We start from the raw sequence: 23,424 nt of genomic DNA, 5'->3' as shown, positions 1-23,424 counted from the left end.
TCAGCCTCCTCAGGATGCGGCGGTGCCGCGGGTGACGAAGGCGCCGATGGAGGCAATGATCCGGTCCAGAACGAACCCGACCATGCCCACATAGATGAGCGCCACGATGATGTCGCCGATGAGCGACGAGTTCCAGGCATCCCAGATGAAGAAGCCGATGCCGACGCCGCCGATGAGCATTTCCGCTGCGATGATGGCGAGCCAGGACAGTCCGATGCCGATGCGAAGACCTGTGAAAATGTAGGGCGCCGCCGCCGGGACCATGATTTTGGCGAAAAATTCAAGCGGGTTGAGGCGCAGCACGGCGGCCACGTTGCGATAGTCTTGCGGGATGTTGCGGATACCCACGGCCGTATTGATGATGATGGGCCAGATGGCGGTGATGAAGATCACGAAGACGGCGGCCGGCTGGCCATCGCGGAAGGCCGCCAGCGACAGCGGCAGCCAGGCGAGGGGCGGCACGGTGCGCAGCACCTGGAACAGCGGGTCGAGGCCCCGCATGGCCCAGGTGGACTGGCCGATGAGGGTGCCAAGGCCGATGCCCACCACGGCCGCCAGCGAATAGCCTATGGCGACGCGCTGCACCGAGGCGAGGATGTGCCAGAACAGGCCCTTATCGAGGCCGCCTCGATCATAAAAGGGGTTGGAGATCAGCTCCCAGGAATTGGTGATGATCGCGGAGGGCGGCGGCAGAGCGGAGCCGGGCGCGCTGCACAGGAGTTCCCACAGCCCCACCAGCAGTGCCACCACGAGGAGCGGGGGAATGAGGACGGCTGCGATGTCCTTCAGCAGGGGCACGATCCGCTCGGCGATAGGCTTGCGGCGCGGAGATAGGGGCAGGATGGTGGCAGGAGGGGCCGTGCGCACGGCCGCCTCGGTGGAGTGCAGCTTGAGGGCGGGAGTGGTCATTTCGGTCTCCTGATGGAAAGGGGGCGGCCGCCCGCGGCGGGGCGGCCGGCTTTGTCAGGCGATGCGCTTGATGCCGAGGCTGGCGAGATAGGCGGAGGGGTTCGCCGGGTCGAAGACCTTGCCGTCATAGAAGGTCTCCTTGCCGCGCGAGGTGGAGGTGGGCACTTGGCTGGAAGAGACGTTCAGCGCCTTGGCCGCATCGCGCCACATATCCTCGCGGTTCACCTTGGAGATGAGCGCCTTGGCATCGTAATCGGGTTCGAACTTGCCCCAGCGCTGGTCTTCCGTGATGAACCACAAATCGTGGCTCTGGAAGGGATAGGAGGCATAGTCTTCCCAATACTTCATCATCACCGGGCTCTTCTCCACCACCCGGCCGGTGCCGTAGTCGAACTTGCCCAGCATGCGGTCGGTGACATCGGCCACCGGCACGTTGATCCATTGCCGCTTGGCGCAGATGGCGGCCACCTCCGCCCGGTTCTCCATCTTGTCGCACCACATCTGCGCTTCCATCACCGCCTTCAGCAGCGCCATGGAGGCCTTGGGATTCTTATCCACATAGGCGGCGCGCATGCCGAAGGCCTTCTCGGGATGGTCCTTCCACATTTCGCCGGTGGTCAGCGCGGTGTAGCCGATCTTCTGGTGGATGAGCTGCTCGTTCCACGGCTCGCAGACGCAGAAGCAATCCATGGTGCCCACCTTCATGTTGGCCACCATTTGGGCCGGTGGGACGACGATGGTCTCGATGTCCTTGTCGGGATCGATGCCGCCGGCGGCGAGCCAGTAGCGGATCCAAAGATCGTGGGTGCCGCCCGGGAAGGTCATGGCCGCCTTCACCGCCTTGCCGGACGCCTTCTTCTTCTCCAGCGCCACCTTGAAGGGTGCCGTGTCGAGGCCGACCTTGAGGTCGAGATATTCCTGGCCGACCGAGATACACTGCCCGTTCACGTTCAGGCGGGCGAGGATATACATGGGGGTGGGCACGTTGTTCTGAGTCACCTTGCCGGCCGAGATGAGGTACGGCATGGGGGTCAGGATGTGAGCGCCGTCGATGCCGTTGCCTTCCGAGCCCAGCACAATGTTGTCGCGCGTGGTGCCCCAGGAGGCCTGCTTGGCCACCGTCACGTCGGTCATGCCATATTTGTCGAAGATGCCCTTTTCCTTGGCCACGAAGAGGGGCGCAGCGTCGGTGAGGGCGATGAACCCGAGCACCGCCTTGTTGGTCTCCGGTGCTTCGCTCGCATAGGCCGAGGGCACGCCGCCGGGGAAGGCCATGCGGACGGCATCGAACAAGGCGGCGGTGCCGAGCGCGGCCGCGCTGCCCTTGAGCAAGGAGCGGCGGGAGACTTGGCCGTGGTCCGCCTTGGCGGTCGCTTCGGCAGGGACGCTCGGATCGGACTTGTTGGATGGCGCGTCGGTCATTCTGTTCCCCTATGGTCGGCGGAAAAGGCGGGTCAGAAACGAAAAAAGCCGCAGACATCACGACGGCTCGCGGCCATCGGTGTCAGCGGCTTTGCTGCGGGTCCCGCCTTTGGGACGAATGGAATGGCGCGATCAGCGTCGACCGCGCACGAGTCCTCTCTTTCAAGAGTTGTGCCAAGTGCAGGGTGCGGCTCAAGTCATTGTTAGAGCTAGGAAATCGTAATTGCCTAGAAAATAATCTGCCTGGTGTGGTGCAAGAAGGTTGCGCAAAATAGCGTCACTTGATGCGTGCGCGTGCAATGCAGCGCACGCATCCCTCGCCGCGCCGGGTTGCTTGTGATCCCCCTGTCGGCCGTACGAAAACGCCGCCGGATGCGGCGGCATCCGGCGGCGTGAGAGAGGCAAGGGAAGGTGGGTTCAGGCCTTGGCTGGCATCAGGCCTTCCAGCGCCTCCTTGGCGATGGGAGAGAGGCCGGCGCCGCCATGGGCCATGTGCTCGGCGATCTTCTCACGCATGCGCGGATCCCAGAACTTGCGGATATGGGTCCGCGTGCCGTCCACCGCCGCCGCATGGGGCTGGGAGGCGAAGAATGTGGCGATCTGGTTGGCCATATAGACCAGGCGGTCGGTGGTGCTATGCGACATGGGCTTGCCCTGCGGATGGCCCGGTGCCGATGCGCTCCGGGTGGGTGAAGACTTCAAAGCCATCGTCCCGCACGATGGCACAAAGGGTGATGCCGGCCCGCTCTGCGGTGCGCACGGCCAGCGACGTGGGGGCCGATACCGCGGCGATGACGCCGACGCCCAGCACCGCCGCCTTCTGCACCATCTCGATGGAGACGCGGCTGGTGAGCAGAAGCAGGCCACGGGAAGGAGAGGCCTGAAGGTGCGCAACCTTGCCCACCAGCTTGTCGAGGGCGTTGTGGCGGCCCACATCCTCGCACACCGCCAGCAGGCCCCGCTCCGGCTCGAAATAGCCGGCCGCGTGAACCGCCCGGGTTTCCCGGTTCAGCGCCTGGGCCGGCGAAAGCAGGGCCATGGCGGCCAGCAACTCGCCGGGGGTGAGACGCGCCTGCGTCTCCACATGGGCTGCGGGGCGGATCGCCTCGGCGAGGCTTTCGACGCCGCACAGGCCGCAACCGGTGGGCCCCGCCAGATGCCGCCGGCGGGCGGAGAGCACCCGCATCTTCTCCTCGGCGATCCACATGCGCGCCTCGATGCCGTCCTCAACCGCGATCACGTCGAGGGAGAGGATGTCGTCCGCCTGCGCGATGATGCTCTCGGTGAGGGAGAAGCCCAGCGCGAAGTCCGCAATGTCCTGCGGGCTCGCCATCATGACGGCCTGGGTCGTGCCGTTATAGGTGAGCGCCACCGGCGTCTCCTCTGGGACCGCCCGCTCGCCTTCCGACACGACCCCATTGCGCCATGCGGAGCGACTGACGCGGCGGGACGGCTCTGGAAAATCGGGGATGATGGTGTCGTCAGACATGGCCGGACCTCGCGCGGGCGAACCCTTTCAAGGTCGTGCGTCCGCCCGAGGAGTTCAAGCGGGTCCGGGACAAGGCCCGGCCCCGCTTTATCTGTTCCGGCCGAGCGGACACCGGCCCGCCCTCACTCCGCCGCTTCGGCGATGCGACGGCTTTCGCGGGAGAGCTTCTCATACTCTTCCTGCCACTGGCTGGGCCCGTTAGAGGGTGCCACCTGCACCGCCGTCACCTTGTATTCCGGGCAATTGGTGGCCCAATCGGAATAGTCCGTGGTCACCACATTGGCCTGGGTCACCGGATGGTGGAAGGTGGTGTAGACCACGCCCGCCGGGATGCGCTCGGAAATGACCGCCCGCAGCGAGGTGGCGCCCGCCCGGCTTTCTAGCCGGACGAAGTCGCCATCGCGGATGCCGCGGTTCTCCGCATCGTGCGGATGGATCTCCAGCACGTCTTCCGCATGCCAGGCCACATTGGCCGTGCGGCGGGTCTGGGCGCCCACATTGTACTGGCTGAGAATGCGCCCGGTGGTCAGCAGCAGCGGGAAGCGCGGCCCGGTCCTCTCGTCGGTGGGCACGTATTCGGTGAGCATGAACTTGCCCTTGCCGCGCACGAAGCCGCCAATATGCATGATGGGCGTGCCTTCCGGCGCCTTCTCGTTGCAGGGCCACTGCACCGAGCCCATCTCGTCCAGCTTCTTGTAGGACACGCCCGTGAAGGTGGGCGTCAGCCGGGCAATCTCGTCCATGATCTCGCTGGGATGGGCATAGTCCATCTCATAGCCCAGCGCCTTGGCGAGCATGATGGTGACTTCCCAGTCCGCATAGCCGTTCTTGGGCGCCATCACCTTGCGCACCCGCTGGATGCGGCGTTCCGCATTGGTGAAGGTCCCGTCCTTCTCCAGGAAGGTGCAGCCCGGAAGGAAGACGTGGGCGTAGTTGGCGGTCTCGTTCAGGAAGATGTCCTGAACCACCAGGCACTCCAGCGCGCCGAGGCCGGCGGAGACATGCTTGGTGTCAGGGTCGGACTGGAGGATGTCCTCGCCCTGCACATACATGCCCTTGAAAGTGCCATCCACCGCGGCATCGAACATGTTGGGGATGCGCAGGCCCGGCTCGTCATCCAGCGTCACGCCCCACAGGGCCTCGAACGAGGCGCGGGTGGCGTCGTCCGAGATGTGGCGATAGCCCGGAAGCTCGTGGGGGAACGAGCCCATGTCGCAGGAGCCCTGCACGTTGTTCTGGCCCCGCAGCGGGTTCACGCCCACGCCGTCCCGGCCGATATTCCCGGTGGCCATGGCGAGATTGGCAATCGCCATCACCGTGGTGGAGCCCTGGGAATGCTCGGTGACGCCGAGGCCATAATAGATGGCCCCGTTGCCGCCGGTGGCATAGAGGCGCGCGGCGCCGCGCACGTCTGCGGCCTTCACGCCGGTGTACTTTTCCACCTCTTCCGGGCTGTGGCGGGGGTCGGCCACGAAGGCCGCCCATTCCTGGAAGTCATCCCAGTCGCACCGCTCGCGCACGAAGGCCTCGTTCACCAGGCCCTCGGTCACCACCACATGGGCGAGCGCGGTGACGATGGCGACGTTGGTGCCCGGGCGCAGCGCTAGGTGGTAGGACGCCTCCACATGGGGAGAACGCACGATGTCGGTGCGGCGGGGATCCACCACGATCAGCTTGGCGCCCTGGCGCAGGCGCTTCTTGAGGCGCGAGCCGAACACCGGGTGGCCGTCCGTGGGATTGGCGCCGATGATGAGCACCACGTCGCTGGCCTCGACGGAATCGAAGTCCTGCGTGCCCGCCGAGGTGCCGTAGGTCTGGGACAGGCCATAGCCGGTGGGGGAGTGGCAAACACGGGCGCAGGTGTCCACGTTGTTATTGCCGAAGGCACCACGGATCAGCTTCTGGACGAGATAGGTCTCCTCATTGGTGCAGCGCGAGGAGGTGATGCCGCCCACGGAGCGGCGGCCATATTTCGCCTGAATGCGCTTGAACTCGGAGGCGGCGTAGTTGATCGCCTCCTCATAGCTGACTTCCCGCCACGGCTCGTGGATCGAGGCGCGGATCATGGGCTTGAGGATGCGGTCCTGGTGGGTGGCATAGCCATAGGCGAAGCGGCCCTTCACGCAGCTATGGCCCCGGTTCGCCTTGCCGTCCTTGTAGGGCACCATGCGCACCAATTCGTCGCCGCGCATCTCGGCCTTGAAGGCGCAGCCCACGCCGCAGTAAGCGCAGGTGGTCACCACCGAATGCTCGGGGGTGCCGATCTCGAACATGGCCTTTTCATTGAGCGTCGCGGTCGGGCAAGCCTGCACGCAGGCGCCGCAGGACACGCACTCGGAGGACAGGAACGGCTCGTCCATGCCGGGCGAGACGCGCGAGCCGAAGCCGCGGCCGGAAATGGTCAGCGCAAACGTGCCCTGCACTTCTTCGCAGGCGCGGACGCAGCGGTTGCAGACGATGCACTTCGACTGCTCATAGGTGAAATAGGGGTTGGACTCGTCCTTGCCGAGCTTGGTGTGGTTCTCCCCCTCATAGCCGTAGCGCACTTCGCGCAGGCCCACGACCCCCGCCATGTCCTGCAATTCGCAATCGCCATTGGCCGAGCAGGTCAGGCAGTCCAGCGGATGGTCGGAGATATAGAGCTCCATCACCCCCTTGCGGATCTGCTTCAGCCGCTCGGTCTGGGTCTTCACCACCATGCCGTCCATCACCGGGGTGGTGCAGGAGGCGGGTGTGCCGGCGCGGCCTTCGATCTCCACCAGGCAGAGCCGGCAGGAGCCGAACGCATCCAGCATGTCCGTGGCGCAGAGCTTGGGGATCTGGTTCCCCACCTCCATGGCGGCCCGCATGATGGAGGTGCCCTCGGGCACCTCCACCTTCATGCCGTCAATGACGAGGGAGACCAGCTTCTCCGACTTGGAGGCCGGGGTGCCGTAGTCGATTTCATGGACGAGGGACATGGCGTTCCTCCTATTCGGCGGCTGCGGGCAGCTTGGGCGCCGCGCCGAAATCTTCGGGGAAGTGGGTCAGTGCGCTGATGACCGGATAGGGCGTGAAGCCGCCGAGCGCGCACAGCGAACCAAGCTTCATGGTCTGGCAAAGGTCGGTCAGGATGGCGAGATTGGCCTCGCGCCGCTGGCCGGCAATGATCTTGTCCAGGGTCTCCACGCCGCGCGTGGAGCCGATGCGGCAGGGGGTGCACTTGCCGCAGCTTTCATGGGCGCAGAATTCCATGGCGAACCGCGCCATGTGGGCCATGTCCACCGTGTCGTCGAACACCACGATGCCGCCATGGCCGATGAGGGCATCCTTGGCCGCGAACGCCTCATAGTCGAACGGGGTGTCGAACTGGGAGACCGGGAGATAGGCGCCGAGCGGACCGCCCGCCTGCACCGCCTTCACCGGACGACCCGAAGCGGTGCCGCCGCCAATGTCGTTGACCAACTCGCCCAGCGAGATGCCGAATGCAGTCTCGAACAGGCCGCCATACTTGATGTTTCCGGCAAGCTGGATGGGCATTGTGCCCCGCGAGCGGCCCATGCCGAAGTCGCGGTAGAAATTGCCGCCCTTCTCCAGGATGACCGGGACGGTGGCGAGCGAGATCAGGTTGTTGATGACGGTGGGCTTGCCGAACAGACCCTTGAGCGCCGGCAGCGGGGGCTTGGCGCGCACCACGCCGCGCTTGCCTTCCAGGCTGTCCAGCAGCGCGGTTTCCTCGCCGCACACATAGGCGCCGGCGCCCATGCGCATTTCCAGGTCGAAGTCATAGGACGACCCGGCAATGTTCTTGCCGAGCAGCCCGGCCTGGCGGGCCTTGGCGATGGCCTTCTCCATCACCAGGATGGAAAGGGGATATTCCGAGCGGCAATAGACGTAACCCTTGGTCGCCCCCACCGCGATGCCGGCGATGGTCATGCCCTCGATGATGCAGAAGGGGTCGGCCTCCATGATGAGGCGGTCGGCGAAGGTGCCGCTGTCGCCCTCGTCCGCATTGCAGACGATGTATTTCTGGTCCGCCTGGGTGGCGGCCACCGTGCGCCACTTGATGCCGGTGGGGAAGCCCGCGCCGCCGCGGCCGCGCAGGCCGCTCTGGAACACTTCCTCGACGATGGCCGCCGGGCCGAGGGTGAGTGCCCGCTCCAGGCCCTTATAGCCGCTATGGGCGCGGTAGTCGGTGAGCGAGAGCGGATCGATGATGCCGCAGCGGGCGAAAGTGAGGCGCGTTTGGCGCTTCAGATAGGGGATCTCCTCCACCAGGCCGACACAGAGCGGATGGGGCGCGCCGTCCAGCATGCCGGCGGCAAGCAGGCCCTCCACGTCGGAGGCCTTCACCGGGCCGTAGCCGACGCGGCCGGCAGGGGTCTCCACCTCCACCAAGGGTTCCAGCCAGAACAGGCCGCGCGAGCCGTTGCGGACGATGTCCACCAAGGTGCCGCGGGCCGCGAAGGCATCTGCGAAGGCATGGGCGACCCGGTCCGCGCCGCAGGCAACAGCCGCCGCATCGTTGGGGACGTAAATGCGCACGACGCTCATCGGCCGGCCTCCGCAACCAGTTCGTCGATGGTGTCGCGATCAAGGCGCCCCACGAGGCGGCCATCAATCAAGGCAGAAGGGGCGCAGGCGCACAGGCCGAGACAATAGATGGGCTCCAGCGTCACCCGCCCGTCCGGTGTGGTCTCGCCCATCTGGATGCCGAGCTTCTCCTCGGCATAGTCAGCTAGGCCCTGGCAGCCCATAGCCTGGCAGGCCTCGGCGGCGCACAGCTTGATGACGTGCCGGCCCGGCGGTTCGCGGCGGAAATCATGATAGAAGGTGACGACGCCATACACTTCCGCCCGCGAGAGGTTCAGCGTCTCGGCGATCATGGGCACCACCGGATCCGGAACGAAGCCGAACGCTTCCTGGATGGCGTGCAGGATCGGCATGGTCGCTCCCGCCATATGTTGGTGGGATGCGATGATCTGAGACGCGCGCTCCGCGCTCCACGGTTCGTAGCCGGCCGTCGGCATGCTCTCTCCCCCGGCCGCATGACGCGGCCACTTTTTGAGATCGTTCAAAGGAGTGTCTCACAAGAAGAACTCCAATCAAGCGACCTGTGGGATGTTGCGATAGAACATGCCTATTAAAAATGGAGGTATTATATTAGTCTTTCCCGCAGCCCAAGGGCTCAAGCTGCGGCGAAGAGACGAAACGCCGCTGAAATTTTGTATTTCAATCGCGCTTCTCTATGCGTCGCGGGAGCGCCCATCCGTCGTTATTGCTGCAATGCGGCGAGTGCGGGATCCGGCAGGACGGCAGCCTCCAGGCGGGGCGCGATCCGGCGGGCTTCGGCCACAAGCGCGGCTGTGAGCGGGGTGGTGGGCTCCCGATGGGGCACCACAAGTCCGATGGAATGGGTGATTTCCGGCTCCATGATGGGAATGGACCGCACGATGGAGGTCAGCCCCAGGGAATCGGCCAGCATGGCCGGCATCACGCTCGCCCAGTGTCCGGTGCGCACATGGGTGAAGAGCACGATCATGGAATTGGATTCCAGCGAGGGCTTGGGCGGCCCGCCTGAGGCGGAGAGAAGGCCGTCCACGATGCGGCGGTTCTGCATGTCCGGGGTGAGCAGGCAGAGCGGCAATTCGGCCACCTCCGCCCAGGTCACCTGGTCCCGGTCGCCATACTTCGCCTTGGGAGACGTCACGAGGCGATAGCGCTCCCGATAAAGCGGCACGGTGTTCACGCGGCCGAGCGGCTCATTGTCCAGATAGGTAAGACCCGCATCGATCTCCAGGTTTTCCAGGTGGTTGAGGATCTCGATGGAGGTGCGGGAGATGATGGTGAAGCGCACGTCCGGGTGCCGGGCCCGAAACGGCGTCGTCAGCGCGGCCACCATGGGCAGGGCCGTGGGAATGGCAGCGATGCGTAGGGGGCCGGAGAGGCCGCGCTTCAAAGCATCGATGTCCTGACGCATGGCGCGCGAATCCGCCACGATGCGCCTTGCCCATTCCAGCGTGCGCTCCCCCTCGGGTGTGAAGCCCATGAAGCGGGAGCCGCGCTGTACCAGGAGCACGCCCAGCGTGTCCTCCAATTGCTTGATACCGGCGGACAAGGTGGGCTGGGTCACGCCGCAGGCTTCAGCCGCCCGGCCGAAATGCCGCTCGCGGGCCAGCGCAATGAGATATTCCAGCTTGTCGATCATGTCCCTCTCCGCCGGCCCGGCTGGCCCGGTCCGCTGTCTGTCTCGTCACCAGGCGGTGCCCGCCCAAGGGGCGACGACTGTCTCTGCCACATGGCCCCGCACCTGATCACAAATTCGCGCGCCGGTCCGTGACGGCCGGAACCGCATGGTTAAGGGACGGTTGACGATCCAGATGCCTCCCAGCGGCAGGAGGTCAGGGCGAAGCTGAGCTTGGAAACAGAGACTTTGGGAAGTCGGACTTTGGGAAGCCCAACTTGGGGAGTTTTGCCATGCCTGCCATTGCACGTGGACTGGTCATGATCTCGATGATGGCCCTCTTGATGACCGCCTCCGCAACCGCCGTGGTGGCGCCCGGCCCTGGGCTCTCGCCGGCGGCGCCCCAGGAGGCGCCTCGTTATACCGGGCCGGCTCTGTTTGCCTGACAAGGCAAGGTCGGGCCTTTGGATGCGCCTCCTGCTAGGAAGCCGTTGCACGCGTTTGGGTCTTTCTTGCCGCTTCGTCGGCAGAGATCGGTTTTTCCGGGGGGGCCGCGACGTCGGACACGGAAAGCCCGGCCGCCTCTCCATTGGCGAGAGGAATGTGTTCCACAAGGGCCGGAACCGCTGGGACTGCGCTGGCCGCCGCGATCCTCTCGGCGATTTCGGTGAGGCGCGTACGCACCAGCGATAGATCTTCGGCACTGGCGCCGGATTGGGTTAGAGTAACCAGTCGCGCGCCCGCAGCCTCGGCCGCGGTCTCGGCTGCGGAAAGCTTCAGGAGCAGGGCTTCCATTTGCGCGGCGGTGCCGGCTTTCACTGCTTCCAGTTGACGAAGCGTGTCGGACAGCGCGGTTTGATGAGAAACGGTTTCGGCCCTTGCCTGCGCGAGCTGTGTCTCCCGCTCCAGCAGCACTGCGCTCAGCGACGTCGAGCGCTCTTCCTGCGCCGAGAGCAACCTTTGCGTTTCCCCGAGGGCGGCATTTGCCGCCTGGAGTTCCGCGTCGCGCGCGGCAAGCGCGACGGAGGCTTCCGCCAGCGTAGCGATCCGGCCCTCAAGCGCGCGGTGGGTCTCTGCAAGCTGGGTGGCCAGTGCGTCCCGCTCCGCCGACAGCGCTGCATGTTCGCCAGTGCGGATTGCCAACTGCTCGCCGATATGGATCGCCTCCAGCCGGTGCTCCTCCAAGGTGCGGGCACCTCGCATGAGCTGATCGCGCAGCGCTTCGATCTGGATTTCCAGGCGGCGCTGGTTCAGGGCAAAACCGGCGCGCTGGAGGTCCTTGTCAGCATGGATCTCGAAGATGGAGGTGGGCACCGCCGCCTCGATGCGCCGCGTGGTCAGCCGCACCGCCCGATGCCAGATGGCGGGCAGGACCATCAGAGCCACGAGCGTCGCCACCAGGACGCCGAGCACGAAGAACATGACCTGCTCGATCACGCGGAACCTATGCCTTCACCCGGGCAGGAAGCCCCGGCCGCGCCGGTCATTCCTGCCGCATCCTCGCGAACCAAGCCCCCGCCATGCCGGCTGCCGGGCAGGGGTCCTTCGCGCACACGTCTTCATACGCCCGCGCCTGCCCGCGTGCCAATCGCTAACCGTTCCCCCGCGCGCTTGCACTGGTCAGAAGGGATTCCAGGTGGCAGCAGGTGTGAACTTCAGATAGCCGAGATTGGCGCCCAGCCGCACACCGACGCCGGAGCGGATGGGAACGACCACAATATTGTCGGCGGTGAGCGCGGTCATCCCGAACCCGGCCACAAGGTACGCCGATCCGGAAATGCCGCCGAAGCGCCGGAAGATGTCTTCCACGGTGCGCAGATTATAGACCAGGATCATGGTCCGAGCGCCATCGCCGCCGAAATCCCAGCCGAGCGACGGCCCCTGCCAGAACACCTTCAGGTCGCCGGCATTGCGTGTATAGAGCACGCCCTCGCCGTAACGCAGGCCGCCGACAAAGGCACCGGAGCCTTCCTGGCCAAGAATATAGCCATTGGGCTGGCCCCATTGGCCCACCGCCTTCTCGATGGCGAGGGCCAGGTCCTTGGACACCGTCCCAAAGAAGGAATGGCCTTTGCTGACCAACTCATTGGTGGAATAGGGCGCCGGCTGCCGAGGCGCGCCGCCGGGAGGCGGCTGCTGCGCGTGAGCCCCAGCTATTGTGGCGGCCAGAAGAAGAAGGGCGGCGGCGAAGCGGGCGACGGCGGAGGTCAGGAAGGGCATGGATCTCTCGCGATGGGCTTCGGGCGGACGCGAATCGGCAAGGGACTTTGTCCCCACACTGTGACGCGGAGAAGGCGTGGCGCAAAGGCGCGCCTTCAGGCACCGTCACGCAACAGCATGGGGCTCGCGGGTTAACGGAACCTGTGCGCCCTGCTCGGCTTGTGGAAGGGCGGGGGGAGGTTTATCAGACCTCACGCTTTCGCCGCGGAGCGTGCGGGCATGCGCCGGAAGGCCGCATGCCGGTGTGCCTCGTCCATGGTTTGGAACACTGCCGGACTCCCCATGCCTGCCTCCGACGCCCCTGTGACCTTCGCCGTTTCCGCCCTGGACCTTGCCGCGCTGCTCTGCTCGCGCGTGTGCCACGACGTGATCAGCCCCGTGGGGGCTATCGTGAACGGTCTCGAAGTTCTGGAGGACGACGATTCCGCCGACATGCGCGATGTGGCCCTGGAACTGATTGCCAAAAGTGCGCGCCAAGCCTCGGCCAGGCTGCAATTCACGCGCCTCGCCTTTGGTGCCGCCGGTTCCGCCGGGGCCACCATCGATCTGGGGGACGCCGAGAATGTGGTGCGCGGCATGATGGAGGATGCGCGAACCCGCATCGAATGGAGCCTGCCCCGGGAGTTCCAGCCCAAGAACCGGGTGAAGCTTCTGCTCAACTTGGCGCTGCTGGCCGGCACCACCATTCCGCGCGGAGGCCTCATCAAGGTAGATGCAGCTCCGGGCGGCGTCACCAGCGGCTTCGTCCTCACCACCGAAGGGGTCAGCGCCCGCATTCCCCAGGCGGTGCCTCCTCTTCTTGCGGGCGAAGCGCCCGAGGGCGGGCTTGATGCCCATGCGGTGCAGCCTTTCTATGCCGGCATGCTGGCGCGGGACTGCGGCATCACCGTCAGTTTCGCCATTGAGGGCGAACGCGTCACCCTGAGCGCCCTCGCCTGAAGACCGTCTCTCCACCCTCCAAGCCCTTCTGCTTTCGGTGAAACTGTTGATCGATCCCGATTGACAGTGGCTCTGCCCGCACCCGAAGCTACACAGTGTGGACAGCTTGACCCAGCGGCGTCGCGGGCAGGGGAAGACACGGGGGTAGCGGAGGGGCGGTAACGCCTCCCGCGGGTTGCTCGCCCGAGACGGGCGGGATTGAGGGGCATCATGAGTGTCATGGGCGTCGCCAGCGGGGCAGAGGCGCAGGTCCGCCAGCCCAAGGGCCTGACCTTTCTGTTCCTGGCCGAGATGTGGGAGCGCTTCAGCTTCTACGGCATGCAGGCCCTGATCGTGCTCTATATGAGCAAGGTGCTGGGCTTCAGCGATGCGCGGGCCAGCCTCACCTACGGGGCCTATGCCGCCTTCGTCTTCTTGACCCCTATTGCCGGCGGCGCCTTGGCGGATCGGGTGCTGGGGTTCCGCTCGGCGGTGATCGTCGGCGGCGTCATCATCATGATCGGCCACATCGTGCTCGCGCTGCCCTTCGGCGCGCTCAGCATGTTTGCAGGCATGGCCTTCGTGGTGGTGGGCACGGGCTTCTTCAAGTCCTCGGTCTCGGCGGTGGTGGGCCAACTCTATGGCGAGGACGACCCCCGGCGGGATGGCGGCTTTACCATCTTCTACATGGGGATCAATGTGGGGTCGCTGCTGGCCACATTGATCGTCGGCTATGTGGGCCAGCAGGTGGATTGGCATCTGGGCTTTGGCCTTGCCGCGGTGGGCATGGCGTTTGGCCTCGTGGTGTTTGTCCTGGGCACGCGCCATTACTCTGCCAAGACGCTGGAGTGCCCGCGTCCGCGCCTCATCCTGCCGACCATCGTCGGGGCGCTCGTCGCCGTTCCCATCCTCACCTATCTGCTCGCCGAGCCGGATGGCGCCAAGCTGATGATGCTGGTGGGCGGCGGCCTCACCTACGCCTATGTGGTCTATCGCGCCTTCACCTCGGAGCCGGAATATCGTCGGCACCTGGTGGCGATCCTCATCTATGTCCTGTTCGCCAGCTTCTTCTGGGCGCTGTTCAAGCAGAAGGATGGACCGGTGCTGCTGCTGGTGGACCGGGCCATCGACCGGCATGTCCTGGGCTTCGAGATGCCCTCGGCCATGTTCACCTCTTTCAACCCGTTCATGATCCTGGTGCTGGCCCCCATCTTCGCCCGCATCTGGGCGGCCTTTGCCGCGCGCGGCAAGCCGGTTTCCACGGGCGTGAAGTTCTTTCTCGGCCTCTTCTTCGCCGGCGGATGCTTCGCGCTGGTGGCTGGCGCGGCCTATTCGGCCTCCTCGGGGCAGCCGGCTTCGTTGCTCTGGGTGGCGGGCGCCATCTTCCTTCTCACCTGCGGGGAATTGTCCCTGTCGCCGGTGGGGCTCGCCATGGTGTCGGCCCTCTCGCCGCCCTCTCTGACGGGCCTCATGTATGGCGCCTGGTTCCTCTCCACCTCCTTCGGCGCCTATGCCGCCGGCTGGATCGGGACGCTCGCCACGGTGCCGGAAGGGGCGGCGGCCAGCATCGCCACCTATGCGGCGGCCTGCGCGGATGTCTACACGAAGGTGGCGCTGCTGGGCTTTGGAGCGGCGGCGGTGTTCCTGATGCTGCTGCCGGTCATGCGGCGGCTCCAGGCGCACCACTGAGCGCCTCGGCCGGAATCGCCAGGTCGAGCTGCGCCGCCCGGCGGCGCTGCGCGAGGCGGCTTTCGCCGCTTTCGTCGCCGAAGCAGGCCTCGAAGTCCGAGCAGTCGCGGCAAGAGGGAGCGGAGCACAGGACGAACCCCTCCGCCTCGCACAGGCGGCGATAGAAGTACTTCTTCCACTTCATGTTTTTCACGTTCCCGGCGGCGAGCACGGGAAAGTGCCGCCCGAGCAGGCGCGACAGCTCGCCCCGGTTGCCGAGGCCGAGATCCTGCCACAGATGATCTGCCTCCATGGCCCGCCGCGCGACCATGTGCGCCAGGATGCGCGCTTCCATCGTCCGGGCGTAGTCGAGGAGCAACGCGGACAGCATCTCCTCTTCTTCGCCCGCCTGCGCCTCGCCGATGGGCACGCCCAAGGACAGGAAGGCATGGGGCGAGAAATAGCGGGCGAAGAGACGCTCCAGGTCCGCGCAGCCGACCCCAAGATGACCGGCGAGGGCATCGCCACGCGCGTCGGCTTCGGCGGCGGCGATGGCGATGATGGACGCGAAGACGTGCGCGTCGAAACCGGCCTCCGTGTCCGTGGCCGCGCTTCCTGGCCGATGCCTCCCCATGCCCGCATCCTGAACCGTGCCGGCCTCATGGGCGGCCATCAGCGCGCCATAGATGGCGGGAGCGGAGCGAGTGCGGCGGGAGAGGCCCATCTGCGCCTCCCTCAGGCCGCGATCTTGTCGGCGGTGACGTGGGTCTGGCAATTCTTGGGGCAGACGCGGGAGCAGGCGCCACAGCCGATGCAGGCCCCCGCATTGTCCACCACCATCACCTTGCGGACCAACTCGCCGTCGAAATCGTCGTCATCGTCCTCATCCACCTTGCCGAGCATGGCGTTTTCCTCGCCCACGCCCCACAGATGCATGACATCCCGCGAGCACACCTTGTAGCAGCGGCCGCAGCCGATGCAGGTGGTTTCATCAATGGCGACCAGATAGTCCGGCGTCCAGGCGCTGCCGTCGCGCGTCGTATAGGCCATGGCTGATCCCCTTGCTGGCTAGGCCTCGTTGCGGGTTCGCCGCCGTTCAGGCGGCCTGGGATTCCAGCGCTTTGAGGGCCTTGCGGGCCTCATCCAGCGCCTTGAAGGTGGCGTAGGTTTCCTGCGCCACCTCAAGGATGTTCTGCCAGTTTGTGGGCAGGTCCTCGGACAGGTCATGCAGGTTCATCTTCCAGGTGACGGACTTGGAGGAGAGCTTCTTGATCTCCGCCTTCAGGGTGTCGACGTCGGACATGGGCGCCTCCTCTCAGATGCGGGCGACTTCGGGATAGGTGTTGATGGCATCCACCGCGTCGGCGAGGGCCTTGGAGCCGGCCTCCGCCAGCTTGGACAGGGTCTCGAAGCCGAACCGGTGCACGTCCCGCAGGTGCTTGGAGAGCACCACCAGCTTGCCGGCGGTGAGCAGCACGCGGCCGAAGCCCTCGTGGCTCATCTTCATCATGGGGCTGGCGATCAGGCCGGTTTCCGCCTCGATAGCGAGGCCCACGGCGGTGTAGAACATCTCCACCCGCCACAGCACGTCGGGGTCGGGATCGCCCATGATGGGGATCTGCCGGCGCTGCTCCTTGGTGAGGATGAAATCCTTCAGCAGCAGGGCGTCGGACCGACCCTCCCAGCTGCCATAGGTGTCCTGGGCGCGCATCAGGCGCACCAGGGATTTCAGGAAGGGCGTGGCGAGGGCCGCGCCATCGGCGTCGACCCCTTCAAGCACAGCGGCGTCGGTCATGGCATGCTCCTCGTTGTTCAGTCTTCGTCGTCGATGAAAGAGGGCTTGGGCGCGACGGCGCCGGCTTCGGCCAGCACCTTGCGCAGCCAGGGCGGCGGCGAGCCGGCCAGCATCTCGCGGGTGCGCTCCAGCACCACGTCGATGGGCTGGGCCTGGGCGATCTTAATGGGGTGGATCTTGGCGGTGACCACCTTGGCTGCGGACGGTCCGCCAATGGCGAGGCAGAACAGGAGGTGGCAGCCGCGCAGCGCCTCCACCTTGGGCGTGATCTTGTCGTCGCCGTCGGTCTGGTGCTTGCCGCCTTCGTCCGAGACCTGGTCGAACGCCACGGTTTCCACGAAGGACCAGCCATCCACCGTCACGTCATAGACGGCGAACTTCTTGGCCGAGCCGAAATGGGCGTTCAGGCCCTTCATGTCCTGGGTGGCGATGGCGACCCGGACGGCTGGCCCCGTGCGCGGGGCGGCCGCCTCTTCGGTCTCAACGAGCCGCAGTCTGCGCGTGGCTGTCATCGGTCTCTCCGCGATCACGGAACGGGTTGAGGGATTGTGGGGTCGGCTCGTGCCGGCTGGCCTGGAAGATGTTGGACACCTCGAAGATGAGGTTCCGCGTGCCTTCATGGCCGATGGTCAGGCGGTGCTGGCTGCCGAGCCGGTCGAAGATGGGAAAGCCCGCCCGCATGAGCGGAATGGCGAGGCGTTCGGAGGCCTGGCGGCCATGGCTGTGGGTGACGAGGAGATCGCAGCCCGCCGCCCGGTCTTCCAGGTCCTGGAGATCGCCCACCAGCACCTCGGCCGTGGGCACCTTGCGCAGGATGGGGTTGGCGCCCGTGGTGGTCACCGCCACCTCCACCGTGGCGCCGAGACCCACGAAGAAGGTCGACAGGGCGAACAGCAGGTCCGGCTCGGCGGCGATGGCGATCTTCTGGCCACCGAAATGGAAATGCCCGTCCAGCAAGGCATCCTGGAGCTGGCTGCGCTGGCGCCGGAGCTTGGCGGGCACCGGCCGCCCGGAAAGCTGGGCGAGCAGGCTGATGAAACGGTCCGCCGGCTTCAGCCCCGTCAGGGTCTCGAACAGCGTGAAGGGCACGCCCGCCCGTTCCTCGATGGCCGCCGCCGCATCGCGCACATGTTCCGCCAGCACGATGGTATGCACCGAGCGGCCCATGGCGCGGATGTCGGGCACCAGCGTGCCGCCATAGGCGGTGGGCACCCAGCGGTCGGGCACCGTGCCATCCAGCGAGCCGGAAATATCGGGCAGGATGATGGGATCGAGCCCGAAGGCCTCCACGGTCTCCCGGATATATTCGAGGTCCGCCACTGTGTGATGCCAGCCGGGGAGGATGTTCACCTGGTTGAGGCTCACCACCCGGTCCCCATTGTGCGGCACCAGGGCCTCCACCATGGACAGGACGGCCTTGGACCAGCCCTCTTCCATGGCGCCCTCGAAGTCCGGGGTCTGGGCGAGCACCACCTCTGTGCCCTGGAGCGCTTCCGCGTTGCGCGCGCGGATGAGCTTGAGGTCGCTGGCGAAATCCTCGCCGCGCGTCTCAACCAAGGCGGTGGTGCAGATCCCGATGAGGCTCGGCTTTGTGCGTGTCTTCAGGTTGAGGATGGCCTCTTCCAGATGATCGGCTCCGCCCAGCACGGTCGCCACCTCGTCCATGGCGGTGGTCTGGAGCGGGATGGTCTCCTTGAAGTGGCGCACCAGCAGGACGAGCGCGAAGGACGTGCAGCCCTGCGAGCCGTGGAACAGCGGCATGGCGCCGTCGACGCCGAGATAGGCAAGCGCGGCGCCCAAAGGCTGGGACGACTTCAAGGGGTTGATGGCGGCGGCCTTCAGAAGGGGCGTGACGTTGGTCATGGCGGCGCCCTCAGCATTCGGCCAGGTCGTCGGCACCGGCGCCGGCGAACTTCTTGCGGGTATGGGCGAGGAAATGGGGATCCTCGCCGCCGCCTTCGCCCAGGCCCTCGCCAACTGGCCCGCCCGGGCCGGACAAGAGATTGCCTTGCCCATCCCAAGGGGCGGGCTCACGCACTTCGGCCCACATGGGATTGGAGATGGCGATGTCGATGCGCTTCACCAATTCCACCATGCCGTCATAGCCCGCATAGGGGAAATGGCGTTCCTGGTTGATGTCCAGCCAGGGCATCTTGGCTTTGAGCGCGATGAACTGGGTGCGCCCGCCTGAGAGCATGATGTCCGCCTTGTTGGACGCGAGCATCGCGTAGAGATCACGCGGCGCCATGCTATCGAACATGTGGTTCTCGTCTTTCAGAAGCTGCTTGATGCGCTCCTTGTCCTCGATCGTGGACTTCTTCACCGAGGTGCCGACGATCTCGATGCCGATCTCCATCAGCGCCGCCACCACCGACCAGGACTTCACGCCCCCGGTATTCAGCAGCACCCGCTTGCCCTGGAGGCGGGGGCGGAACGTCTCCAGCCGCGCCCAGGCTCGGGCCTCTTCCTGCGCGATCAGGGCCTCGGTGCGCTCCAGAAGGGCGGCGTCCGCGCCCCGTTGGACCAGGAGACGGGCGGTCTGACGCAGCGCCTCCGAGGTGTCGGAAATGCCGTAGAAAGAGCCCTCGAAGAAGGGGATGCCCCAGCGCTCCTCCATCTTGCGGGCGAGATTGATGAGCGCGGTCGAGCATTCCATCATGGTCGCCCGCGCGGTGTGGGCGGCGGCCACTTCGTGATAGCGCGCGTCGCCGGGAATGCAGGCGCGGATGCGGATGCCGAGCTTCTCGAACAGCGGCTTCACCGCCCAGAACTCGCCGGAAAGATTGAATTCGCCGAGAATATTGATGTCGAGGGGGCCGGCATCGTCTGGTTCCACCGTGCCGATCACATGGTCGAGCAGGGCCTCGCCGGCGAGCTTGTTGCCCAGATTTTTCGAGCCCACGAAGCCCGGCGCGTTCACCGGCACAACGGGCAGGCCATATTTGGCCGAGGCCGCCTTGCACACCGCCTCGATGTCGTCGCCGATCAGCGCCGTCACGCAGGTGGAATAGACGAAGATAGCGGGGGGATTGAAGCGCTGCGCGATCTCGCGCACGGCCTTGTAGAGCTTCTTCTCGCCATTGCCCATCACCACGTCCAGCTCGGTGAGGTCCGTGGTGAAGGAACGCCGCCACAGATCGGAGCCCGAGGAGCCGGCGCCGCGATTGTCCCAGCTGTTGCCTTCGCAGGCGAGCGGGGCGTGGATCAGATGTGCGACATCGGTGATGGGCTGGAGCACGATCTTCGCGCCGTCAAACGCGCAGCCGCCGGCTGCGGCGCCGGGCGTTAGCGGTTTCGAGCAACCCTTCTTGCGCTCTTTCGCGCCCTTGGCCTGGTTCTTGTCGCAACCTGGCTCGTTGAAGACGTCGGCGATCTTGTCCTTGAGCATGGCCATGCCCTCCGGCGCGATCCTGATGACTTGAAAGACGCTCCCGGACCTTATGTCCGGGAGCGCAAGGAACGTCGCCGCGAGCGATGGGGGGCAGAAATTGTGCGGCGACGGGTCTCGTGGGCGGGCGGGCGGACCCGCCTCGGGTTCAACGGGTCAGGTCGAACGAATAGTCGGTCTTGGCTGGTACGATGGTTTCCTGGTCCAGCGTGTCGAAGATCTTGTCGAGGATCGTCGTCAGCAGGCGCAGGCCACCCTGGTAGCCCATCACCGGGAAGCGGTGATGATGATGCCGGTCGAAGATCGGGAAGGCCGTGCGGATGAGCGGGGTCTTGGTGTCGCGCTCCAGATACTTAGCGTAGGAATTTCCAAGGATGAAGTCCACCGGCTCGGTGAAGAGCAGCGAGCGCAGATGCCACAGATCCTTGCCTGCCCAGACCTGGCCCGACGCACCGAAGGGCGAGGAGGCGAGAAGCTCCTTCATCTCTTCTTCCCACTGCTTGGTGCCGTTGGTGGCCAGGCAATGGATCGGCTCGCCGCCAGTCTCCAGGATGAAGCGGGTGAGGCCATAGACCACATCCGGATCGCCGAAGATCGCGTACTTCTTGCCGTGCAGCCAGGACTGGCTGTCGGCCATGGCGTCGATGAGGCGGCCGCGCTCCAGGGTAAGCGCCTGCGGGATCTCCTTGCCGGTCAGCTCGGAAATCTTGAACAGCAGCTCGTCCGTGCCGCGAATGCCGAGCGGATAGTGGAAGTTGACGACCTCCTGGCCCTTGGTCGCCACATAGTCGAGCGTCTTGCGGGTGCAGTATTTCTGCAGCGAGAGCGTCGCCTTGGCGTTCAGAGCATCGGCGGTGTCTTCCAGCGTTGTGCCGCCGGAATACATGCGGAACTCGCCGTCGGAGGGCGTGTCATAGGTGTCGGAGGCGTCCTGGAGCAGCGTATAGTCGACGCCGATCAGGTCGAGCATGCGCTTCAGCTCGCGGTTATTCCCCACGCAGAAGCCGTCAAAGCCGGGAATGATGGTGATCTTTTCACCCGCGACGCGCTCCTTGTCCTTCCAGAAGTGCTCGAGGATGCCCTTGATCATGTTGTCGTAGCCGTCCACATGGCTGCCGACGAAGGCGGGCGTGTGGGCGTGGGGCACGTCGAAATCCTGCGGCACCGAGCCCTTGTTCTTGGCATTGGTGATGAAGGATTGGAGGTCATCGCCGATGACTTCCGCCATGCAGGTGGTGGAGACCGCGATCATCTTCGGCTCGTAGAGCGAATAGGTGTTCGCCAGGCCGTCGATCATGTTGTTGAGACCGCCGAACACCGCCGCGTCTTCCGTCATGGAAGAGGAGACCGCGGAAGACGGCTCCTTGAAGTGACGCGACAGGTGCGAACGGTAATAGGCGACGCATCCTTGGGAGCCATGGACGAAGCTCATGGTCTTCTCAAAGCCGGCGGAGGCAAACACCGCGCCAAGCGGCTGGCAGGCCTTGGCGGGATTTACCACCAGGGCTTCGCGGGCGAGGTTCTTCTCGCGATACTCCCAGCTCTTGGCATATTCGCGCTGCGCGTCCACGGATTCATTGGAGGCGGGGCACTCGAATTCTTCCCGCTTGCGCGCGAACATTTCCTGATATTCGGGCTCGCGGAACAGCGGGGCGTGGTCGAGCACGCGGTCGGCTGATTGCGGCATGGTCAACTCCTGTCCTGTTCGGCGTGGCCGCGCCATACGGCGGCACACGGCTCGGGATTAGGACGGTCTCCCCGCAAGGGGCGGCCGGGTTCGGCTCAGGCAAGGGTCACCCGTCCGCGCCCAATGGCACGCTGGTGATCCTTGCGGATCAAAGGGTTAGATCCGGCCCGCGCGGCGCAGGCCGGAGGGGGATGTCACTCCGCCGCCTGGAGCAGCGGGGCGGCGTCCTTCTTCTTCCAGGGCGGATCGAACAGGCCCCAGACCGGATTGTTGATGGCCAAGTCCATGTCGCGGGCGAAGATGGCGAAGCCGTCATAGCCGTGATAGGGGCCCGAATAGTCCCAGGAATGCATCTGGCGGAAGGGAATACCCATCTTCTGCACCGGATACTTTTCCTTGATGCCGGAGCCCACCAGATCCGGGCGGATCTTCTCGATGAACTTCTCCAGTTCGTAGCCGGTCACGTCGTCATAAATGAGCGTGCCGTCCTTCACGTAATGTCCGGTGCGCTGGTAGTCGTCGTTATGGGCGAACTCGTAGCCCGTTCCGGCGATTTCCATGCCCAGGTCCTCATAGGCGGTGATGACGTGGCGGGGGCGCAGGCCACCCACATAGAGCATCACCTTCTTGCCTTCGAGCCGCGGCCGGTACTTGGCGATGACTGCATCGACCAGAGGCTGGTACTTGGCGATCACGGCCTCGGCCTTTTCCTCGATCTCCGGCCCATAATGCTTGGCAATCTTGCGCAGCGAGGCAGCGATCTGGGAGGGGCCGAAGAAATTGTATTCCATCCACGGGATCGAATACTTCTCTTCCATGTAGCGGCAGATATAGTTCATCGACCGGTAGCAATGGATCAGGTTGAGCTTGGCCTTGGGCGCCCGCTCGATCTCGGCGAGCGTTGCGTCGCCCGACCAGTTGCCGACGATGCGCAGGCCCATTTCTTCCAGAAGGATACGGGACGCCCAGGCGTCGCCGCCGATATTGTAGTCGCCGATGACATTGACGTCATAAGGCGAAGTCTCGAACTCCAGCGTGCCGTCCTGCTTCTCGAACACCCAATCCCGGATCGCATCGTTGGCGATGTGATGGCCGAGCGATTGAGAAACGCCCCGGAAGCCTTCGCACCGGACGGGCACGATGGTCTTGCCGATTTCCTTGTTCTTCTTCTTCGCCACGGCCTCAATATCGTCGCCGATCAGGCCGATGGGGCATTCCGACTGGATGGTGACGCCGTGATTGAGCGGGAACAGGTTCTCGATCTCGGTGATGACCTTGTCGAGCTTCTTGTCGCCGCCGAAGACGATGTCCTTCTCCTGGAAGTCGGACGTGAACTGCATGGTCACGAAGGTGTCGATGCCCGTCGTGCCGATATAATAGTTGCGGCGCTGGGACCAGGAATACTGGCCGCAGCCAACAGGTCCGTGGGAGATGTGGACCATGTCCTTGATGGGACCCCACACCACGCCCTTCGATCCAGCATAGGCGCAGCCGCGGATTGTCATCACGCCCGGGATGGACTTGATGTTGGACTTCACATCACATTCGGTGAGGAGCTTCTCCTCGCCCTCGGGCGTCTCTTCGACTTCGTCGACGCCCTTGGCGACGGACAAATGCTTGCGCCGGCGCTTGGCGAATTTGTCGGGATAGGCGGACAGCACGTCCTCGATGATCTTCTCGTGGAGCGCGCCGTCGTTTTCATAATCGAGGCTCATGGCAGTCGACCTCTCAAAGTGAGCGGCGGGGCGGCCCGGCGGGGTGCCGG

General features: G+C 65.3%; 22 protein-coding genes. 3 read left to right on the top strand and 19 right to left on the bottom strand.

The window, feature by feature from the left end:
* Positions 1-9: 9 nt before the first annotated feature.
* The 8 genes from ntrB to J5J86_RS03865 all read right to left on the bottom strand — a co-directional run bounded on the left by ntrB (position 10) and on the right by J5J86_RS03865 (position 10,007).
* A complete protein-coding gene (gene ntrB / locus J5J86_RS03900) occupies positions 10-909 on the bottom strand; it encodes a nitrate ABC transporter permease (RefSeq protein ID WP_209103587.1) in 900 nt (299 codons plus the stop codon).
* A gap of 54 nt (positions 910-963) precedes the next feature.
* Positions 964-2,331, bottom strand: coding sequence for a CmpA/NrtA family ABC transporter substrate-binding protein (locus tag J5J86_RS03895; RefSeq protein WP_209103586.1), 1,368 nt, complete (start codon positions 2,329-2,331; stop codon positions 964-966).
* A gap of 417 nt (positions 2,332-2,748) precedes the next feature.
* Positions 2,749-2,976: a formate dehydrogenase subunit delta gene (locus J5J86_RS03890; protein ID WP_209103585.1), complete on the bottom strand. Its 228-nt coding sequence runs from the start codon at positions 2,974-2,976 to the stop codon at positions 2,749-2,751.
* Positions 2,966-3,820 (bottom strand): formate dehydrogenase accessory sulfurtransferase FdhD, encoded by an 855-nt coding sequence (gene fdhD / locus J5J86_RS03885; protein WP_209103584.1) that lies wholly within the window; start codon positions 3,818-3,820, stop codon positions 2,966-2,968. The genes J5J86_RS03890 and fdhD overlap by 11 nt, the downstream gene beginning before the upstream one ends.
* Positions 3,821-3,942: 122 nt before the next feature.
* Positions 3,943-6,780 (bottom strand): formate dehydrogenase subunit alpha, encoded by a 2,838-nt coding sequence (gene fdhF / locus J5J86_RS03880; protein ID WP_209103583.1) that lies wholly within the window; start codon positions 6,778-6,780, stop codon positions 3,943-3,945.
* A 10-nt stretch (positions 6,781-6,790) separates the two neighbouring features.
* Positions 6,791-8,353 (bottom strand): formate dehydrogenase beta subunit, encoded by a 1,563-nt coding sequence (locus tag J5J86_RS03875; RefSeq protein WP_209103582.1) that lies wholly within the window; start codon positions 8,351-8,353, stop codon positions 6,791-6,793.
* On the bottom strand, positions 8,350-8,829 hold the full coding sequence (locus J5J86_RS03870) for a formate dehydrogenase subunit gamma (RefSeq protein WP_209103581.1): 480 nt from the start codon (positions 8,827-8,829) through the stop codon (positions 8,350-8,352). Before J5J86_RS03870 ends, J5J86_RS03875 begins: the two co-directional genes overlap by 4 nt.
* Positions 8,830-9,074: 245 nt before the next feature.
* Positions 9,075-10,007, bottom strand: coding sequence for a LysR family transcriptional regulator (locus J5J86_RS03865; RefSeq protein ID WP_209103580.1), 933 nt, complete (start codon positions 10,005-10,007; stop codon positions 9,075-9,077).
* A gap of 269 nt (positions 10,008-10,276) precedes the next feature.
* On the opposite strand from J5J86_RS03865, the gene J5J86_RS03860 reads away from it, so the two are divergent.
* Positions 10,277-10,429 (top strand): hypothetical protein, encoded by a 153-nt coding sequence (locus J5J86_RS03860; RefSeq protein ID WP_209103579.1) that lies wholly within the window; start codon positions 10,277-10,279, stop codon positions 10,427-10,429.
* Between the two features lie 34 nt (positions 10,430-10,463).
* On the opposite strand, the gene J5J86_RS03855 is transcribed toward J5J86_RS03860, so the two are convergent.
* Both J5J86_RS03855 and J5J86_RS03850 read right to left on the bottom strand, forming a co-directional pair.
* The gene (locus tag J5J86_RS03855) at positions 10,464-11,420 is read right to left on the bottom strand and encodes a hypothetical protein (RefSeq protein ID WP_209103578.1); all 957 of its coding nucleotides are present in this window, start codon (positions 11,418-11,420) and stop codon (positions 10,464-10,466) included.
* Between the two features lie 183 nt (positions 11,421-11,603).
* Positions 11,604-12,203 (bottom strand): DUF1134 domain-containing protein, encoded by a 600-nt coding sequence (locus J5J86_RS03850; protein WP_209103577.1) that lies wholly within the window; start codon positions 12,201-12,203, stop codon positions 11,604-11,606.
* 282 nt (positions 12,204-12,485) lie between these two features.
* Here J5J86_RS03850 and chpT point away from each other — a divergent pair, with 282 nt between their 5' ends.
* Both chpT and J5J86_RS03840 read left to right on the top strand, forming a co-directional pair.
* Complete coding sequence (gene chpT, locus J5J86_RS03845; RefSeq protein ID WP_209103576.1) at positions 12,486-13,142, top strand: histidine phosphotransferase ChpT; 657 nt, start codon at positions 12,486-12,488, stop codon at positions 13,140-13,142.
* Positions 13,143-13,352: 210 nt separating this feature from the next.
* Positions 13,353-14,810: a peptide MFS transporter gene (locus J5J86_RS03840; protein WP_209103575.1), complete on the top strand. Its 1,458-nt coding sequence runs from the start codon at positions 13,353-13,355 to the stop codon at positions 14,808-14,810.
* On the opposite strand, the gene J5J86_RS03835 is transcribed toward J5J86_RS03840, so the two are convergent.
* The 9 genes from J5J86_RS03835 to nifD all read right to left on the bottom strand — a co-directional run bounded on the left by J5J86_RS03835 (position 14,782) and on the right by nifD (position 23,374).
* Complete coding sequence (locus J5J86_RS03835; RefSeq protein ID WP_209103574.1) at positions 14,782-15,513, bottom strand: nitrogen fixation protein NifQ; 732 nt, start codon at positions 15,511-15,513, stop codon at positions 14,782-14,784. The two genes, J5J86_RS03840 and J5J86_RS03835, sit on opposite strands and share 29 nt — an antisense overlap.
* Positions 15,514-15,524: 11 nt before the next feature.
* A complete protein-coding gene (fdxB, locus tag J5J86_RS03830; protein ID WP_209103573.1) occupies positions 15,525-15,839 on the bottom strand; it encodes a ferredoxin III, nif-specific in 315 nt (104 codons plus the stop codon).
* A gap of 46 nt (positions 15,840-15,885) precedes the next feature.
* Complete coding sequence (locus tag J5J86_RS03825) at positions 15,886-16,092, bottom strand: CCE_0567 family metalloprotein (RefSeq protein ID WP_209103572.1); 207 nt, start codon at positions 16,090-16,092, stop codon at positions 15,886-15,888.
* 12 nt (positions 16,093-16,104) lie between these two features.
* On the bottom strand, positions 16,105-16,584 hold the full coding sequence (locus J5J86_RS03820; RefSeq protein ID WP_209103571.1) for a NifX-associated nitrogen fixation protein: 480 nt from the start codon (positions 16,582-16,584) through the stop codon (positions 16,105-16,107).
* Between the two features lie 17 nt (positions 16,585-16,601).
* Positions 16,602-17,096: a nitrogen fixation protein NifX gene (nifX, locus tag J5J86_RS03815; protein ID WP_209103570.1), complete on the bottom strand. Its 495-nt coding sequence runs from the start codon at positions 17,094-17,096 to the stop codon at positions 16,602-16,604.
* A complete protein-coding gene (nifN, locus tag J5J86_RS03810) occupies positions 17,065-18,447 on the bottom strand; it encodes a nitrogenase iron-molybdenum cofactor biosynthesis protein NifN (RefSeq protein ID WP_209103569.1) in 1,383 nt (460 codons plus the stop codon). The genes nifX and nifN overlap by 32 nt, the downstream gene beginning before the upstream one ends.
* A gap of 10 nt (positions 18,448-18,457) precedes the next feature.
* Positions 18,458-19,978 carry a nitrogenase iron-molybdenum cofactor biosynthesis protein NifE gene (gene nifE, locus J5J86_RS03805; protein WP_247658020.1) on the bottom strand — a complete coding sequence of 507 codons (1,521 nt, stop codon included), beginning with the start codon at positions 19,976-19,978 and terminating at the stop codon, positions 18,458-18,460.
* Positions 19,979-20,120: 142 nt separating this feature from the next.
* Positions 20,121-21,659, bottom strand: a complete 1,539-nt coding sequence (gene nifK, locus J5J86_RS03800) for a nitrogenase molybdenum-iron protein subunit beta (protein WP_209103568.1) — start codon at positions 21,657-21,659, stop codon at positions 20,121-20,123.
* A 194-nt stretch (positions 21,660-21,853) separates the two neighbouring features.
* On the bottom strand, positions 21,854-23,374 hold the full coding sequence (gene nifD, locus J5J86_RS03795) for a nitrogenase molybdenum-iron protein alpha chain (RefSeq protein ID WP_209103567.1): 1,521 nt from the start codon (positions 23,372-23,374) through the stop codon (positions 21,854-21,856).
* Positions 23,375-23,424: the final 50 nt, after the last annotated feature.

This window comes from Aquabacter sp. L1I39 (assembly GCF_017742835.1).
In the GTDB taxonomy this organism is placed as follows: Bacteria; Pseudomonadota; Alphaproteobacteria; order Rhizobiales; family Xanthobacteraceae; genus L1I39.
This window is presented reverse-complemented; position numbering and strand designations above follow the sequence as displayed.

Bases quoted from the DNA above. Each gene is read 5' to 3' on its own strand.
- fdhF (WP_209103583.1), bottom strand. From the start codon at position 6,780: ATGTCCCTCGTCCATGAAATCGACTACGGCACCCCGGCCTCCAAGTCG.
- J5J86_RS03840 (WP_209103575.1), top strand. From the start codon at position 13,353: ATGAGTGTCATGGGCGTCGCCAGCGGGGCAGAGGCGCAGGTCCGCCAG.
- J5J86_RS03860 (WP_209103579.1), top strand. From the start codon at position 10,277: ATGCCTGCCATTGCACGTGGACTGGTCATGATCTCGATGATGGCCCTC.
- nifN (WP_209103569.1), bottom strand. From the start codon at position 18,447: ATGACCAACGTCACGCCCCTTCTGAAGGCCGCCGCCATCAACCCCTTG.
- J5J86_RS03875 (WP_209103582.1), bottom strand. From the start codon at position 8,353: ATGAGCGTCGTGCGCATTTACGTCCCCAACGATGCGGCGGCTGTTGCC.
- J5J86_RS03870 (WP_209103581.1), bottom strand. From the start codon at position 8,829: ATGCCGACGGCCGGCTACGAACCGTGGAGCGCGGAGCGCGCGTCTCAG.
- J5J86_RS03890 (WP_209103585.1), bottom strand. From the start codon at position 2,976: ATGTCGCATAGCACCACCGACCGCCTGGTCTATATGGCCAACCAGATC.
- J5J86_RS03865 (WP_209103580.1), bottom strand. From the start codon at position 10,007: ATGATCGACAAGCTGGAATATCTCATTGCGCTGGCCCGCGAGCGGCAT.
- ntrB (WP_209103587.1), bottom strand. From the start codon at position 909: ATGACCACTCCCGCCCTCAAGCTGCACTCCACCGAGGCGGCCGTGCGC.
- fdhD (WP_209103584.1), bottom strand. From the start codon at position 3,820: ATGTCTGACGACACCATCATCCCCGATTTTCCAGAGCCGTCCCGCCGC.
- J5J86_RS03825 (WP_209103572.1), bottom strand. From the start codon at position 16,092: ATGTCCGACGTCGACACCCTGAAGGCGGAGATCAAGAAGCTCTCCTCC.
- nifD (WP_209103567.1), bottom strand. From the start codon at position 23,374: ATGAGCCTCGATTATGAAAACGACGGCGCGCTCCACGAGAAGATCATC.
- nifK (WP_209103568.1), bottom strand. From the start codon at position 21,659: ATGCCGCAATCAGCCGACCGCGTGCTCGACCACGCCCCGCTGTTCCGC.
- chpT (WP_209103576.1), top strand. From the start codon at position 12,486: ATGCCTGCCTCCGACGCCCCTGTGACCTTCGCCGTTTCCGCCCTGGAC.
- J5J86_RS03850 (WP_209103577.1), bottom strand. From the start codon at position 12,203: ATGCCCTTCCTGACCTCCGCCGTCGCCCGCTTCGCCGCCGCCCTTCTT.
- nifX (WP_209103570.1), bottom strand. From the start codon at position 17,096: ATGACAGCCACGCGCAGACTGCGGCTCGTTGAGACCGAAGAGGCGGCC.
- J5J86_RS03895 (WP_209103586.1), bottom strand. From the start codon at position 2,331: ATGACCGACGCGCCATCCAACAAGTCCGATCCGAGCGTCCCTGCCGAA.
- J5J86_RS03835 (WP_209103574.1), bottom strand. From the start codon at position 15,513: ATGGGCCTCTCCCGCCGCACTCGCTCCGCTCCCGCCATCTATGGCGCG.
- J5J86_RS03820 (WP_209103571.1), bottom strand. From the start codon at position 16,584: ATGACCGACGCCGCTGTGCTTGAAGGGGTCGACGCCGATGGCGCGGCC.
- nifE (WP_247658020.1), bottom strand. From the start codon at position 19,978: ATGGCCATGCTCAAGGACAAGATCGCCGACGTCTTCAACGAGCCAGGT.
- fdxB (WP_209103573.1), bottom strand. From the start codon at position 15,839: ATGGCCTATACGACGCGCGACGGCAGCGCCTGGACGCCGGACTATCTG.